Origin of the sequence: Paraburkholderia sp. JHI2823 (genome assembly GCF_038900695.1) — a bacterium.
GTDB lineage: Bacteria > Pseudomonadota > Gammaproteobacteria > Burkholderiales > Burkholderiaceae > Paraburkholderia > Paraburkholderia mimosarum.
The window spans coordinates 14,589-30,474 of sequence record NZ_JAYMRY010000008.1 but is presented as its reverse complement, the minus strand read 5'-3'; the positions used below and the strand labels follow the sequence as shown (position 1 = coordinate 30,474).

At 66.0% G+C, this 15,886-nt stretch carries 9 protein-coding genes; 6 read left to right on the top strand and 3 right to left on the bottom strand.

Annotation, left to right across the window (positions count from 1 at the left end):
- Positions 1-82: 82 nt before the first annotated feature.
- Positions 83-508 carry a F0F1 ATP synthase subunit epsilon gene (locus tag VSR34_RS11445; protein WP_028213224.1) on the top strand — a complete coding sequence of 142 codons (426 nt, stop codon included), beginning with the start codon at positions 83-85 and terminating at the stop codon, positions 506-508.
- Between the two features lie 357 nt (positions 509-865).
- Positions 866-2,626 carry an AMP-binding protein gene (locus tag VSR34_RS11440; protein WP_342962525.1) on the top strand — a complete coding sequence of 587 codons (1,761 nt, stop codon included), beginning with the start codon at positions 866-868 and terminating at the stop codon, positions 2,624-2,626.
- A 778-nt stretch (positions 2,627-3,404) separates the two neighbouring features.
- Here the strand turns inward: VSR34_RS11440 and VSR34_RS11435 are convergent.
- Positions 3,405-4,202 (bottom strand): transporter substrate-binding domain-containing protein, encoded by a 798-nt coding sequence (locus VSR34_RS11435; protein WP_342962524.1) that lies wholly within the window; start codon positions 4,200-4,202, stop codon positions 3,405-3,407.
- Positions 4,203-4,424: 222 nt separating this feature from the next.
- On the opposite strand from VSR34_RS11435, the gene hemE reads away from it, so the two are divergent.
- Together hemE and VSR34_RS11425 are read left to right on the top strand one after the other, a co-directional pair.
- Entirely contained in the window at positions 4,425-5,516 is a 1,092-nt protein-coding gene (hemE, locus tag VSR34_RS11430) for a uroporphyrinogen decarboxylase (RefSeq protein WP_028230508.1), read from the top strand.
- A 417-nt stretch (positions 5,517-5,933) separates the two neighbouring features.
- Entirely contained in the window at positions 5,934-8,198 is a 2,265-nt protein-coding gene (locus VSR34_RS11425; protein WP_342962523.1) for a primosomal protein N', read from the top strand.
- Positions 8,199-8,408: 210 nt separating this feature from the next.
- On the opposite strand, the gene VSR34_RS11420 is transcribed toward VSR34_RS11425, so the two are convergent.
- Positions 8,409-8,558, bottom strand: a complete 150-nt coding sequence (locus VSR34_RS11420; RefSeq protein WP_167334411.1) for a hypothetical protein — start codon at positions 8,556-8,558, stop codon at positions 8,409-8,411.
- Between the two features lie 290 nt (positions 8,559-8,848).
- Between VSR34_RS11420 and putA the strand changes: the two genes are divergently transcribed.
- Positions 8,849-12,784 carry a trifunctional transcriptional regulator/proline dehydrogenase/L-glutamate gamma-semialdehyde dehydrogenase gene (gene putA, locus VSR34_RS11415; protein ID WP_342962522.1) on the top strand — a complete coding sequence of 1,312 codons (3,936 nt, stop codon included), beginning with the start codon at positions 8,849-8,851 and terminating at the stop codon, positions 12,782-12,784.
- A 96-nt stretch (positions 12,785-12,880) separates the two neighbouring features.
- Positions 12,881-14,029: a branched-chain amino acid ABC transporter substrate-binding protein gene (locus tag VSR34_RS11410; protein WP_028213218.1), complete on the top strand. Its 1,149-nt coding sequence runs from the start codon at positions 12,881-12,883 to the stop codon at positions 14,027-14,029.
- 124 nt (positions 14,030-14,153) lie between these two features.
- On the opposite strand, the gene VSR34_RS11405 is transcribed toward VSR34_RS11410, so the two are convergent.
- Positions 14,154-15,860, bottom strand: coding sequence for a thiamine pyrophosphate-binding protein (locus tag VSR34_RS11405; protein ID WP_342962521.1), 1,707 nt, complete (start codon positions 15,858-15,860; stop codon positions 14,154-14,156).
- Positions 15,861-15,886 lie beyond the last annotated feature (26 nt).

Here is a 15,886-nt window from a genome sequence, read left to right as displayed (position 1 = left end):
GCCGCAACTGTTTGATCCGAGCCATGCATGGGATCGGAACAAGCGCGCAAGCGCCCACTCCGATCGACAGGAGTCGACACATATGGCAGCAACCATCAAGGTAGACGTCGTCAGCGCCGAAGAGAGCATCTTCGACGGCCAGGCGAAGTTCGTCGCGCTTCCGGGCGAGGCGGGCGAGCTGGGCATTCTGCCGGGCCACACGCCGCTCATCACGCGCATTCGTCCGGGTGCCGTGCGCATCGTGGCGGAAGACGGCGACGAGGAGTTCGTGTTCGTCGCAGGCGGCATTCTCGAAGTGCAGCCGGGCGCCGTCACGGTGCTCGCCGACACGGCGATCCGCGGCAAGGATCTCGATGAGGCGAAGGCGACGGAAGCGCGCAAGCGCGCCGAAGAGACGCTGCAGAACGCGGGCTCGAACCTCGAGTACGCCACCGCTCAGGCTGAACTGGCCTACGCGGTCGCGCAGCTCGCGGCGATCCAGCGCCTGCGCAAGATGAACCAGCACTAATTGGTTCTCGTACGCGCGCCTTCGCGGCGCGACGGCCGAAGCGAAAAGGGCTCCCCAACCGGGGAGCCCTTTTTGCATTTCGGCGCCGATCAACGGGCACGGCCCGATGGCATCGCGATGAAAAACACGGCATAAAAGGCGTGAGCAGGAGTGGTCGACAAGAATGCTCTGACATACTTGACGTTTACGGAAAGGTAATGCCAAATCATGCGTTCGCGGCCGGCTCGGAAGGCGTGGCCGCGTTCGACGGAAGTCACTGCGAGCAAGACTTGATGCCGCCGCCAGGAAAGCCGGTGGCGCAATGGTTTTCACATCGATTTCAAGAGTGGGAGTGACGCTCCCCAGGAGACAGCCATCATGGCAATCGACGCAGCAGGCGCGCGCCCCGCGCACGGTGTACCTGAGCCGCTCATCGCGCCCAAAGACGGGCTTTCGTACGTGCGAGGCACGACCGAGGTGCCGCTCAGCGACGCGACGCTCGGAACCTTCCTGCAGGACACGGCCAACCGGTTTCCCGAGCGTCCTGCCGTGGTGTTCCGTGAGCAGGGCATCCGCTGGACCTGGCGCGAGTTCGCCGCCGAGGTCGATGTGCTCGCAGCCGGTTTCGCCGAACTGGGCATCGTCAAGGGCGACCGGGTCGGCATCTGGTCGCCCAACCGTGTCGAATGGCTGCTGACCCAGTTCGCGACGGCGCGCATCGGCGCGGTGCTCGTCAATATCAATCCCGCCTATCGACTCGCCGAACTCGAATACGCGTTGAACAAGGTCGGCTGCAAGGCGATCGTCTGCGCGGAGAGCTTCAAGACGTCGAAGTATCTGGAGATGCTGCAGACGCTCGCACCCGAGCTCGCGACCGCGGCGCCAGGCCAGCTGCAGGCGGCGCGCCTGCCCGAGCTGCGTGCGGTCATCCGCATGTGCGATACGTCGACACCCGGCATGCTGTGCTTCAGCGAAATCGTCGAACTCGGCCGCGAGCGCATTGTCCGCGACGGCACGTCATGGCTCGATGCCATCGACGCGACGCTATCGTCGGGCGACCCGATCAACATCCAGTTCACGAGCGGCACGACCGGCAATCCGAAGGGCGCGACGCTCACGCACCGCAACGTGCTCAACAACGGGCGTTTCATTGCGCAGGCGATGCGCCTCACCGAAGCGGACTCGCTCTGCATTCCCGTGCCGCTCTATCACTGCTTCGGCATGGTGCTCGCGGTGCTCGCGTGCGTTTCGGTGGGCGCGAACATGGTCTTCCCGGGCGAGGCCTTCGATCCGCGCGCGACGCTCGAGGCCGTCTCGGAAGAGGGCTGCACGGCATTGCACGGGGTGCCCACGATGTTCATCGCCGAGCTCGATCATCCCGAGTTCGCGCGCTTCGATCTCTCGAAGCTGCGCACAGGCATCATGGCCGGCTCGCCGTGTCCGATCGAGACGATGAAGCGCGTCGTTTCGAAAATGCATCTCGCCGAGATCACGATCGCCTACGGCATGACGGAAACGAGCCCCGTGTCGTTCCAGAGCTCGACCACCGATCCGCTCGACAAGCGCACGACCACGGTGGGCCGTATCCAGCCGCATCTCGAAGTGAAGATCGTCGATGCGCTCGGCAATATCGTGCCGGTGGGCGAAACGGGCGAACTTTGCACGAAGGGATATTCGGTGATGCTGGGCTACTGGGGAGACGAGGCCAAAACGGCAGAGTCGATCGTCGACGGCTGGATGCACACGGGCGATCTCGCGACGATCGACGCCGAAGGCTATTGCAACATCGTCGGCCGCCTGAAGGACATGCTCATTCGCGGTGGCGAGAATATCTATCCGCGCGAGATCGAGGAGTTCCTGTTCCGCCATCCGAAGGTGCAGTCGGCCCAGGTGTTCGGCGTGCCCGATGCGAAGTACGGCGAGGAAGTCTGTGCGTGGATCGTGCTGCGTCCGGGCGAAACGGCCACGGCCGAGGAGATCCAGGCGTTCTGCCAGGGGCAGATTGCCCACTACAAGATTCCGAAGTACATCCGCTTTGTCGACGAACTGCCGATGACGGTAACAGGCAAAGTCCAGAAGTTCGTGATGCGCGCGCGCATGATCGACGAATTGAAGATCAGCGAGCAGAAGACCGCTTGAGGGTTTAGCGCCGAAGCACGACGGCCGCGGCGAACGGATCACCACGCCGCGGCGCTTTTACTCGAGCGCACGAAATTGATTGGGAAGCCGAATGATTATCTCGCGGCGCAACAGCTCGCGCAGTGGAATACACGGCGAACTCAGCAAGCATCGAGGAAAATGAGGGCGAAAAAAAAGCGGGCCTGGAGCCCGCTAAAAACCACACGCTACGGGGTTAGCGCGAGGAGACCAAAGGAGGAGCCGGGTCATGAAACGTCGTCGACGCCGGTCACGGCTCCAGCAAGGATGCCCCTCGAGAGGGCTTCGGCGCAGTGCCGACCGGCTGAGTGCTTTGTGTCCGCTCACACTTGCACCGAACCACATCCGTGTTGAAACCGTTGAAGGCATTGTGGGCGAATTAACTGGCGTTCGCGGTAACAAAGTGTTTCAGGTTGTAACGCCCGTCAGATAAGGCTTTGGCGGCTTCTTTGCATTCCTGAGCGTTTGGTGGCAGTCATTCTTACCGGTTTGTCGGACGCTATCTGACAGCGCTCATCCCGGGTTTGCAGGCGCGAATTCGTGGCGCATGAACGGAGGCCCGTTGCCCCGGTTGTTAGCGGGCGATGCGATGGGTACGGAATTACCGACTGCGCACATGCGCAATGCGTCGATGAGGCGCGCATGCATGGAATGCAAACTTTGCGCGCCTCGCGCCGCGGCGCATCGTGCAACTGATGGTAGCAATTCGAAGGGCCATAACATTGCCGCCAACGGAAGGCGCGCACGGTCGCCGTGCACTTCACTTGAGCCACTTGTCGGAGGTTGCCTGATACTCGCCGCTCGCGCGCGACAGGTGCAGCCACTGATCGACGTACTGCTGGAACACCACGTCGCCGCGCGGCACCATCCACGCTTTCTCGCCGTACTGGAAAGGCTTGTCGGGATGCACCGAGCACAGCCCCGGATTGAGCTTCTGCTGCAGCATGGTTTCGGAAGCGTCGGTGACCATCACGTCGGCCTTGCCCGCGAGGATCTGCTTGAAGATCGTGACGTTGTCCGGATAAGGGACGAGCGTCGCATGCTGCAGGAACTGTTTGGCAAAGCGCTCGTTCGTGCCGCCCGGATTCACGATCACGCGTACCGAAGGCCTGTCGATCTGCGCGACGGTCTGGTACTTGTCGACGTCGGCGCATCGCACGATCGGCGTCTTGCCGTCGACCTGATAGGCCTCTGTGAAGAACGCGCGCTTCTGGCGATCGAGCGTCGTGGAGACGCCGCCCACGGCGACATCGCACTTCGCGAGGAAGTCGTTCATGAGGTTCGGCCACGAGGTCTTCACAAACTCGGCCTTCACGCCGAGCGACTTCGCGAGCGATTCCGTCATGTCGATGTCGATGCCTTCGAACGTGCCGTCCTGCCTGTAGAACGAGTAGGGCTTGTAGTCGCCGGTCGTGCAGGCGCGCAGCGTGCCGCGCGCGAGGATATCGTCGAGTCGCGAAGGGGCGGCGGCGGCCGGTGCTCCGGCGGACGGGGCGGCGACGCATGCGCTCAGCAGCACGGCGCTCGCGATCGTCAGGCCGAGGGCGGCGTTTTTCATCGTATCTCCAGTTGGGTTCGATTGATCCAATGTTTTGAAAGCCGTCCGATCATAGCCTTCGCATACGCTGTGGATAAGCCCGGTCTTACCTGGGTATGCAGGTTCTATCGTTCAGTGGCGTTTCGCTTGCCGATTGCGCGCGTCGGCGGCGTGGCGCCGCGGCCGCTCCGGTAAAATGGCCGCTTGCTTCCGAACCTTGGCGCGACTTCGCGCAATCCGCCCGTGGCCCACACTCTCCTGAACGACACTTTCCTGCGCGCGTTGCTGCGCCAGCCGACCGAGTACACGCCGATCTGGCTGATGCGCCAGGCCGGCCGTTATCTGCCGGAGTACAACGCCACGCGCAGCCGCGCGGGCAGCTTCCTCGGTCTCGCGAAGCATCCCGACTACGCGACCGAGGTCACGCTGCAGCCGCTCGAGCGCTATCCGCTCGACGCCGCAATCCTGTTCTCCGACATCCTCACCGTTCCCGATGCGATGGGCCTCGGCCTCTCGTTCCAGGCCGGCGAAGGGCCGAAGTTCGCGCATCCCGTGCGCACCGAAGAAGACGTGGCGCGTCTCGCGGTGCCCGATATCGGCGAGACGCTCGGCTACGTGACGGACGCGGTGCGCGAGATCCGCCGCGCGCTGACCAACGCGGATGGACGCCAGCGCGTGCCACTCATCGGTTTCTCCGGCAGCCCGTGGACGCTCGCCTGCTACATGGTCGAGGGCGGCGGCTCGGACGACTTCCGTACGGTCAAATCGATGATGTACGCGCGGCCGGACCTCATGCAGCGCATTCTCGAAGTCAACGCGCAGGCCGTGGCGGCCTACCTGAACGCGCAGATCGAAGCCGGCGCGCAGGCCGTGATGATTTTCGACACCTGGGGCGGCGCGCTCGCCGACGGTGCCTACCAGCGTTTTTCGCTCGCGTATATCGCGCATGTCGTGGCGCAACTCAAGCGCGAGCACGACGGCGAGCGCGTGCCCGTGATCACGTTCACGAAGGGCGGGGGGCTCTGGCTCGACGAAATCGCGAATACGGGCGTGGATGCGGTCGGTCTCGACTGGACCGTCAATCTGGGCCGTGCGCGCGAGCGCGTGGGCAATCGCGTGGCGCTCCAGGGCAACCTGGATCCGACGGTGCTCTTCGCCTCGCCGGCTGCGATTCGCGAGCAGGCGCGCGCGGTCCTGGACAGCTTTGGCGCGCACCCCGGCCATGTGTTCAACCTCGGCCATGGCATCTCGCAGTTCACGCCTCCCGAAAATGTGGCCGAACTCGTGGACGAAGTGCACCGGCATAGCCGCGCGATTCGCGCGGCCTGCGCATGACGGTCTTGTTGCGCTGCAGCGGGCTGGGCTCCCGGCATCAGGGTAAGACCGGCCCCCGGAGTCCATCCAGACGCCATTGCGGTCCTGTCAAGACTTGACTTATGCACACTTGCCACGTTGCGGCGCGCAAGAGCGAAAGGTTGTCGCAGGTGGTCGCCCAGCCTTGGGCTGGATCAATCAGACCCTTGACAGACAAGGCTTTCGCCGCTCCACGGCGCTCTGTGCGGTATCGCACATAACGGCCCCGCGCCGGCGCGCCGCGGCGGCGCCCGGCGAGTTCTCAACAAAGTTATCCACAGGCGCAGATTCGGGGGCGCGATTGTTCTGCGGAATCCAAAACTTAGCGCGAAATTTAAAGTATTACTTTAGGTTGGCGTATCTGTGCGGTGGCGTACGGAACTTCCCTGGGAGTCGGGGATGACGGGACGGTACGTGCGGGTGGCGTTGGATCATCCGCTGGATGCGCTCTACGACTATCGCTACGGGCTCGACAGCACGCCCGAACCCGGCATGCTCGTGCGGGTGCCGTTCGGGCGGCGCGACGCGGTGGGCCTCATCTGCGAAGTGAATGCTCACAGCGACGTGCCGGCCAACAAGCTGCGCGACGTGAGTTCGATTTGCGCCGCCTGCCCGCCGCTTTCGGCGCAATGGCTCGCGCTGGCTGGCTTTGCCGCCGACTACTATCAGCGCGGACTCGGCGAAGTCGCGTTGCCGGCGCTGCCGCAGGCGCTCCGTGATCCCTCGCGCTGGGCGCGCCTCCTGGCGCCCGAAGAGCGCTACCGCTTGTTGCCAGAAGGGCGCGCCGCGCTGCCCGAAGCCTTGCCCGCGCGCGCCCAGGCGCTGCGCAGGCTCGCCGAGGCGCTCGTCGAGGCCGGCGAACTCGACGCATCCGCGGCCCGCGCGCTGCACCCCAAGGCGATAGCGACACTCGACGCCTGGTGCGAGTCGGGCTGGGTAGAGCACCAGCGCATCGAATTTGGCGCGGACGCAAGTGTGCCCCGCAAAGAGTCGCGCCGTATTTCGGACGACGGAGGCGCCGATGTGCCCCGTCTGAGCGACGAGCAGGCTGAAGCCGTCGACGCCATCGGCGCGGCGAGCGGCTTTGCGCCTTTCCTGCTGCATGGGGTGACGGGCAGCGGCAAGACCGAGGTGTATCTGCGCGCGCTCGCGGCGCTGCTCGAACGCGACCCGGGAGCCCAGGCGCTCGTGCTCGTCCCCGAAATCAATCTGACGCCGCAGTTCGAGGCCGCCTTTCGCACGCGCTTCGCCGCCACGCTGGCCGACGATGCGATCGTCACGCTCCACAGCGGGCTGGCCGAAGGCGAGCGCGCCCGCAACTGGCTCGCGGCGCACACGGGCCGCGTGCGCATCGTGCTCGGCACGCGGCTCGCGGTGCTCGCTTCGCTGCCGCGCCTCGCGATGCTCGTGATCGATGAGGAGCACGACCCCGCCTACAAGCAGCAGGAGGGGCTGCGCTATTCGGCCCGAGACCTGGCCGTTTGGCGCGCGAAGCAGCTCGGCGTGCCGGTCGTACTGGGCTCGGCCACGCCGTCGCTCGAAAGCTGGTGGCAGGCCGAGCAGGGCCGCTACACGCGGCTTACACTTTCGCGCCGCGCGATTGCCGACGCGGTGCTGCCGACCGTCAAGCTCATCGATCTCGAAGAGGAGCGGCGGCGCGGGCGCGCCTCGTTCGAAGGGCTTTCCGGGCCGCTGGTCGCGGCGATGAAGGCGCGTCTCGAGCGTGGCGAGCAAAGTCTCGTGTTCCTGAACCGGCGCGGCTATGCACCCACGCTCGCCTGCGACGCCTGCGGGTGGGTGGCAGGCTGCCCGCGTTGCAGCGCCTACGTCGTGCTCCACAAGCCGGAGCGCGCGCTGCGTTGCCACCACTGCGGCTGGGAATCGCGTATTCCACGTTCGTGCCCCGAGTGCGGCAACGTCGACATTGCGCCGATGGGGCGCGGCACGCAGCGCATCGAGGAAGCGCTCGCGAGCGCGGTGCCGGGCGCGCGCGTCCTGCGCATCGACGCCGACAGCACGCGCCGCAAGGGCAGTGCGCAGGCGCTGTTCTCCGACGTGCACGCGGGCGACGTCGATATCCTGGTCGGCACGCAGATGATCGCCAAGGGGCACGACTTCCAGCGCGTGTCGCTCGTTGGCGTGCTGAACGCCGACAATGCGCTCTTTTCGCACGATTTCCGGGCGAGCGAGCGGCTCTTCGCGCAGCTGATGCAGGTGAGCGGCCGGGCCGGGCGCGCGGGCCTGCCGGGCGAGGTGCTCGTGCAAACGCGCTATCCGCGCCATGCGCTCTATCACGCGCTGGCACGCCAGGACTATGTGGGTTTTGCGAATGCGCAGCTAGGCGAGCGGCGCGATGCGCACCTGCCGCCGTTCGTTTATCAGGCGCTGTTGCGCGCCGAAGGGCGCACGCTGGAGGCCGCGCTGGCGTTCCTCGCCCAGGCTGCCGACGCGCTCGCGGCGATTCCCGCCGCGCAGCGCGTGACGGCTTACGATGCGGTGCCGCTCACCATCGTGAAGGTGATGAACGTGCATCGCGCGCAACTCCTGGTGGAGAGCCAGTCGCGGGCCGCGCTACAGGCAACGCTGCACGCGTGGCAACCCGCGCTGCGCGCATTGCGTGGCGTGCTGCGCTGGAATCTCGAAGTCGACCCGCTGGATATCTAGCGGGCCGCGATCGGTCGGGCGGCGATCGGTCGGGCCGCGATCGGTCGGGCCGCGATCGGTCCGGCCGCGATCAGTCCGGCCGCGATCAGTCCGGCCGCGATCAGTCCGGCCGCGATCAGTCCGGCCGCGGCCCCGCAACGCGAGCGTAGACGAAGCCGCCATGGCCCAAAACCGCGGCCACGGGGCATCGAAACAACCCGCCGTGCTACTTCAGTTGCCGACCGTATCGGCCACCTCGCTGCGCGCCGCTCGCTTCAGGTTCATGCGGCGCTCGTCGGGCGCTGTCGCGCCGCGGATGAAAAACACGGCGCACAGGGCGCACATGGTCCAGATTCCCGCAATCACCAGCAGCTTTTCCATTTTTCCGGTCCCTACGCTATTTCTTGTGACCAACAACCCCCGCTCTGTTTGTATAACGGCACGGCTGCGGAATCGATTAGGGTTGTCCAGCGTGTTGCGCGACCAGGGAAAATACCGAGCGCAACCGGGGCGGCCCAGCGGACGGCCATCAGCCGCGAAGCCAGGCTCCGCAAGGCTTCGCAGAGGGTGCAACCATACTCGGAGAGTGGTTGCACCTTTTTAATTGTAGGGTTACGATTCGCCAACTTTTTAGTCACCGCCGGTGCGTTGAGCCGGCATACGAAGGAACCATGGCTAGCACCACACTTGGCGTCAAGGTCGACGATCTCCTCCGCTCCCGCCTGAAGGACGCCGCCACGCGGCTCGAGCGCACGCCGCACTGGCTCATCAAGCAAGCCATCTTTGCCTATCTCGAGAAAATCGAGCACGGTCAGTTGCCGCCGGAACTCAATGGCCACGTCGGCGCAACCGATCTCGCCGATGGCGCTAACTCCGACGACGACGAAGCCGCCTCGCACCCGTTCCTCGAATTCGCGCAGAACGTGCAACCGCAGTCGGTGCTGCGCGCGGCCATCACGGCCGCGTACCGCCGCCCCGAGCCGGAGTGCGTGCCGTTCCTGATCGGCGAGGCGCGCCTGCCGGCCAACCTCACCGGCGACGTGACGAAGCTCGCCACGCGTCTCGTGGAAACGCTGCGCGCGAAGCGCTCGGGCGGGGGCGTGGAAGGCCTGATCCACGAGTTCTCGCTTTCGAGCCAGGAAGGCGTCGCGCTGATGTGCCTCGCCGAGGCGCTGCTGCGTATTCCCGACCGCGCCACGCGCGACGCGCTCATTCGCGACAAGATCAGCAAGGGCGACTGGAAGTCGCACGTCGGCCATGCGCCGTCGCTGTTCGTGAACGCCGCGACGTGGGGCCTCATGATCACCGGCAAGCTCGTCACGACGAACAGCGAAGCCGGCCTTTCGTCGGCGCTCACGCGCATGATCGGCAAGGGCGGCGAGCCGCTGATCCGCAAGGGCGTCGATATGGCGATGCGCTTGATGGGCGAGCAGTTCGTCACGGGCGAGACGATCTCCGAAGCCCTCGCCAACAGCCGCAAGTTCGAAGCGCGCGGGTTCCGCTACTCGTACGACATGCTCGGCGAAGCCGCGACGACGGAAGCCGATGCTCAGCGCTACTACGCATCGTACGAGCAGGCGATCCACGCCATCGGCAAGGCCGCGGGCGGCCGCGGCATCTACGAAGGCCCCGGCATCTCGATCAAGCTCTCCGCGCTGCATCCGCGCTATTCGCGCGCGCAGCAGGAACGCACGATGAACGAGCTGCTGCCGCGCGTGCGCGCGCTCGCCGTGCTGGCGCGTCGCTATGACATCGGCCTCAATATCGACGCCGAAGAAGCCGACCGCCTCGAACTCTCGCTCGACCTGCTCGAAGCGCTGTGTTTCGACCCGGAACTCGCGGGCTGGAACGGCATTGGCTTCGTGGTGCAGGCTTACCAGAAGCGCTGCCCGTTCGTGATCGACTACATCGTCGATCTCGCGCGCCGCAGCCGTCACCGCATCATGGTGCGCCTCGTGAAGGGCGCGTACTGGGATACGGAAATCAAGCGCGCCCAGGTCGATGGCCTCGAAGGCTACCCCGTGTACACGCGCAAGATCTACACCGATGTGTCGTACCTCGCCTGCGCGAAGAAGCTGCTCGGCGCGCCGGACGCGGTGTATCCGCAGTTCGCCACGCACAACGCGTACACGCTCTCGGCGATCTATCACCTCGCGGGGCAGAACTACTATCCCGGCCAGTACGAATTCCAGTGCCTGCACGGCATGGGCGAGCCGCTGTACGAAGAAGTCACGGGCCCGCTCTCGCAGGGCAAGCTCAACCGTCCGTGCCGCGTCTACGCGCCGGTCGGCACGCATGAAACGCTGCTCGCGTACCTCGTGCGCCGCCTGCTCGAAAACGGCGCGAACACGTCGTTCGTGAACCGCATCGCCGATGAAAGCGTGCCCGTCGCCGAGCTGGTCGCGAACCCCATCGACGAAGCTGCGAAGGTCGTGCCGCTGGGCGCGCCGCACGCGAAGATTCCGCTGCCGCGCGAGCTGTACGGCAAGGAGCGCTTCAACTCGATGGGCCTCGACCTCTCGAACGAACATCGCCTCGCGTCGCTTTCGTCGGCGCTGCTCGCGAGCGCGCATCATCCGTGGCGCGCCGCGCCGATGCTCGAAGGCGACGAAATCATCGCGGGCGTCGCGCGCGACGTGCGCAATCCGGCCGATCATCGCGATCTCGTCGGCACCGTTGTGGAGGCAACGAGCGAGCACGTGAGCGCCGCGCTCTCGCACGCCGTGGCCGCCGCGCCGATCTGGCAGGCAACGCCCGTCGAAGCGCGCGCCGACTGCCTCGCACGCGCCGCCGACCTGCTCGAAGCGCAGATGCACACGCTCATGGGCCTGATCGTGCGCGAAGCGGGCAAGTCGCTGCCGAACGCGGTGGCCGAGATTCGCGAAGCGATCGATTTTCTGCGCTACTACTCCACGCAGATTCGCCAGGAGTTCTCGAACGACACGCATCGCCCGCTCGGTCCCGTGGTGTGTATCAGCCCGTGGAACTTCCCGCTCGCGATCTTCATGGGCCAGGTGGCCGCCGCCCTCGCCGCGGGCAATACGGTGCTCGCGAAGCCCGCTGAACAAACGCCGCTGATCGCCGCGCAAGCGGTGCGCATTCTGCGCGATGCCGGCGTGCCGGCGGGCGCGGTGCAATTGCTGCCGGGCAACGGCGAAACCGTGGGTGCGGCGCTGGTCGCCGATGCGCGCACGCGCGCCGTCATGTTCACGGGCTCGACCGAAGTCGCGCGCCTCATCAACAAGACGCTTTCCGAGCGCCTCGACTCCGAAGGCCGCCCGATTCCGCTGATCGCCGAAACCGGCGGCCAGAACGCGATGATCGTCGATTCGTCGGCGCTCGCAGAGCAGGTGGTGGCCGACGTGCTGCAAAGCGCGTTCGATTCGGCGGGCCAGCGCTGCTCGGCGCTGCGGGTGCTGTGCCTGCAGGACGACGTGGCCGACCGCACGCTCGAGATGCTCACGGGCGCGATGAAGGAACTCGCGGTGGGCAACCCCGACCGCCTCTCGACCGACGTCGGCCCTGTGATCGACGTCGACGCGAAGCGCGGCATCGATGCGCACGTCGCCGCCATGCGTGAAAAGGGACGCACGGTCCAGCAGATGCCGATGCCCGAGAGCTGCGCGCAAGGCACGTTCGTGCCGCCGACGCTCATCGAGCTCGACAGCCTCGACGAACTCAAGCGCGAAGTGTTCGGCCCGGTGCTGCACGTGGTGCGTTATCGCCGCAGCCAGCTCGACCGCCTGCTCGAACAGATCCGCGCGACGGGCTATGGCCTCACGCTCGGCATTCACACACGCATCGACGAAACGATCGCGCATGTGGTCGGCCGCGCGCACGTGGGCAACATCTACGTGAACCGCAACGTGATCGGCGCGGTGGTGGGCGTGCAGCCGTTCGGCGGCGAAGGGCTTTCGGGCACGGGTCCGAAGGCCGGTGGCGCGCTGTATCTCTCGCGCCTGCTCGCGAAGCGTCCGGCCGGCCTGCCGAAGTCGCTCGCCGATGCACTCGTGGTCGACGTACCGCAAGGTGAGAGCGCACCGCAGTCGGCACAATCGGCGCTCACGACGCTGCGCGACTGGCTCATTGCCGAGCGCCAGCCCGCACTCGCGGCACGCTGCGAAGGCTACCTCGAATACGTGCTCGCGGGCGCCACGGCCGTTCTGCCGGGCCCGACGGGCGAGCGCAACACGTACACGCTTTCGGCGCGCGGCACGGTGCTGTGCGTGCCCTCGACGGCAACCGGCGCACGCGCGCAACTGGCCGTTGCGCTCGCAACGGGCAACCGCGCGCTGTTCCAGGGCGCGGCGGGCGAGGCGCTGGTGAACGCGCTCCCGGCGCCACTGAAGGCGCACGTGGCGATCAGGAAGACGGCGGACGCCGACTTCGACGCCGTCCTCTTCGAAGGCGACAGCGACGAGCTGCTCGCGCTCGTGAAGGACGTGGCAAAACGTCCCGGCCCGATCGTTTCGGTCCAGGGAGTGGCGGCGCACGCGCTCGCCAACGGCGATGAGGATTACGCGCTCGAACGTCTGCTCGCGGAACGTTCGGTCAGCGTGAATACGGCCGCAGCAGGCGGTAACGCGAATTTGATGACGATCGGCTAAGCAGCAGCCATACTGTCGGTCGTCTCAAGACAAGGAAGCGGCAAGGCTCATTCAATCCGAAGCCGCTCGTTTGATACCTGGTACCAAGGAGAAGCAATGCAACACACGATGAAGCAGCTGGCAGGTGCAACGCTCGTTGCGGCCGTGTCGCTGGTGGGGACTGCGCACGCACAGCAAGTCGAAGAAGTGAAGGTGGGTTTCGCCGGCCCGATGACGGGCGCGCAGGCGCACTACGGCAAGGATTTCCAGAACGGCATCACGCTCGCCGTCGAGGACATCAACGCGACGAAGCCCGTGATCGGCGGCAAGCCGGTGCGCTTCGTGCTCGACTCGGCCGACGACCAGGCCGACCCCCGCACGGGCACGACGGTCGCGCAGAAGCTCGTCGACGACGGCATCAAGGGCATGCTCGGTCACTTCAACTCGGGCACGACGATTCCGGCTTCGCGCATCTACGCGAACGCGGGCATCCCGCAGATCGCCATGGCGACCGCGCCTGAGTACACGCAGCAAGGCTTCAAGACGACGTTCCGCATGATGACCTCGGACACGCAGCAAGGTTCGGTGGCAGGCACGTTCGCGGTGAAGAACCTCGGCATGAAGAAGATCGTCGTGATCGACGACCGCACGGCCTATGGCCAGGGTCTCGCCGACGAGTTCTCGAAGGCAGCCAAGGCGGCCGGCGGCAACATCATCGATCGCGAGTACACCAACGACAAGGCCGTCGACTTCAAGTCGGTCCTGACGAAGGCGAAGGCGATGAACCCCGACCTCGTCTACTTCGGCGGCGCCGATTCGCAGGCCGCGCCGATGGTCAAGCAGATGAAGTCGCTGGGCATCAAGGCTCCGCTGATGGGCGGCGAAATGGTGCACACGCCGACTTTCCTGCAGATCGCCGGTGACGCGGCGAACGGCACGGTGGCTTCGCTCGCAGGCCTGCCGCTCGACCAGATGCCGGGTGGCAAGGACTACGTCGAGAAGTACAAGAAGCGTTTCGGCGAAGACGTGCAGACGTACTCGCCGTACGCCTATGACGGCGCGATGGCGATGTTCACGGCAATGAAGAAGGCCAACTCGACGGATCCGGCGAAGTATCTGCCGTTCCTCGCGAAGACCAGCATGCCGGCTGTCACGACGTCGGACCTCGCGTACGACACGCGCGGCGACCTGAAGAACGGCGGCATCACGCTGTACAAGGTCGTCGACGGCAAGTGGACGACGCTGCAGAGCGTGGGCGGCAAGTAAGCGCCTGACGCTGCAACGAGTAGAAAAGCCCCGCGGGTGTCGAGCCTGCGGGGCTTTTTGTTTGTTTGCACGCTTGCCATCGCCCACAGGGCCAAAGGTGAGCTTCTTCAGGATTCCTCTTCAGTCACGCTCCGCGCATCTTCCGGCCCGCTTCACGAACCTGTTCGAGCGTCGCCGCGGGCGTGCTCGCTTCCTTCGTCACGCGAATCTCGATCAGCGCCGGCTTTCCAGCCGTGAGCGCGCGCTCCAGCGCAGGCGCGAACTGTGCCGTGGCGGTGACGACTTCGCCGTGCGCGCCGAACGACTGCGCAAACGCCGCGAAGTCGGGATTCGTGAGCTGTGTGCCGTGCACGCGGTTCGGATAGTGGCGCTCCTGGTGCATGCGGATCGTGCCGTAGTGCGCGTTGTTCACGACGATAAAAACGACATTGAGGCCGTACTGCATCGCCGTCGCGAGTTCCGATGAGGCCATCATGAAACAGCCGTCGCCCGCGAGCGCGACCACGGTGCGCGACGGATAGAGCGACTTCGCGGCGATCGCGGCGGGCACGCCGTAGCCCATCGCGCCGCTCGTGGGCGCGAGTTGCGAGCGGAAGTGGCGGTATGCGAAGTGCCGGTGCAGCCAGGTCGCGTAGTTGCCCGCGCCGTTCGTGACGATCGCGTCGTCGGGCAAACGGGCGCGCAGTTGCTCCATCACTTCGCCCAGTTGCACGTCGCCGGGCATCGGCAGCGGCTTGCGCCATGCCTGCCACGCCTCGTGCGCCTGCGCGGCGCTCCCGGCCCACGCAGGTTGAGCGGGTGCGGGAAGCCCGGCGAGCAGCGCCGCGATTTCCGCGAGACCGGAGACGATGGGCAGGTCGGCCGCATATACGCGCCCCAGTTCTTCCGCGCCCTGGTGCACGTGAATGAGCGTCTGTTTCGTTTTGGGGATGTCCAGGAGCGTGTAGCCGCCCGTCGTGGCTTCGCCCAGACGCGGCCCGAGCGCGAGCAGCACATCGGCTTCGCGAATGCGTTTGGCCAACGCGGGATTCACGCCGAGGCCCACGTCGCCCGCGTAGTTCGGGTGGTCGTTGTTGAGCGTGTCCTGAAAGCGGAACGCGAGACCCACGGGCAACTGCCAGTTTTCGACGAAGCGCTGAAAGTCCGCGCAGGCCTGGGTGTTCCAGCCGTTTCCGCCCGCGATCACGAACGGCTTCTTCGCGCCCGCGAGCAGTTCGCGCAGCCGCGCCATCTGGGCCGTGGAAGGCGAGGCCTGCACACGCTGCGCGGGTGGGGCGATGGGCTGCGCTTCGGCTGCGGGAATCGCGCCGCTCAGCATGTCCTCGGGCAGCGCGAGCACGACCGGACCCGGCCGGCCCGACATTGCGACGTGGAACGCGTGGCTCATGTACTCCGGCACGCGGCGCGCATCGTCGATCTGCGCGACCCACTTCGCCATCTGGCCGAACATGCGGCGATAGTCGATCTCCTGGAACGCCTCGCGGTCCGTCTGGTCGCGCGCGACCTGGCCGATCAGCAGGATCATCGGCGTGGAGTCCTGGAACGCCGTGTGCACGCCGATCGACGCGTGGGTGGCGCCCGGCCCGCGCGTGACGAGCGCGATGCCGGGCTTGCCCGTGAGTTTGCCGATCGCCTCCGCCATGTTCGCCGCGGCCGCTTCGTGACGGCAGACCACGGTCTCGATGCGCGCGGTTTCGTCGGACAACGAATCGAGCACAGCGAGATAGCTCTCGCCGGGTACGCAGAAAACGCGCTCGACGCCATTGGCAACGAGCGTATCGACGAGGAGGCGAGCCCCGGTGGTGGTGGCGGAATCGTTCGGCTGCTGCATGGCGTTCAAGTCTCCTTCAATCGTTA

What these genes read in the sequence shown, in the direction of transcription:
- VSR34_RS11445 (WP_028213224.1), top strand. Translation starts at nt 83, where the DNA reads ATGGCAGCAACCATCAAGGTAGACGTCGTCAGCGCCGAAGAGAGCATC.
- VSR34_RS11440 (WP_342962525.1), top strand. Translation starts at nt 866, where the DNA reads ATGGCAATCGACGCAGCAGGCGCGCGCCCCGCGCACGGTGTACCTGAG.
- VSR34_RS11435 (WP_342962524.1), bottom strand. Translation starts at nt 4,202, where the DNA reads ATGAAAAACGCCGCCCTCGGCCTGACGATCGCGAGCGCCGTGCTGCTG.
- VSR34_RS11425 (WP_342962523.1), top strand. Translation starts at nt 5,934, where the DNA reads ATGACGGGACGGTACGTGCGGGTGGCGTTGGATCATCCGCTGGATGCG.
- VSR34_RS11420 (WP_167334411.1), bottom strand. Translation starts at nt 8,558, where the DNA reads ATGGAAAAGCTGCTGGTGATTGCGGGAATCTGGACCATGTGCGCCCTG.
- putA (WP_342962522.1), top strand. Translation starts at nt 8,849, where the DNA reads ATGGCTAGCACCACACTTGGCGTCAAGGTCGACGATCTCCTCCGCTCC.
- VSR34_RS11410 (WP_028213218.1), top strand. Translation starts at nt 12,881, where the DNA reads ATGCAACACACGATGAAGCAGCTGGCAGGTGCAACGCTCGTTGCGGCC.
- VSR34_RS11405 (WP_342962521.1), bottom strand. Translation starts at nt 15,860, where the DNA reads ATGCAGCAGCCGAACGATTCCGCCACCACCACCGGGGCTCGCCTCCTC.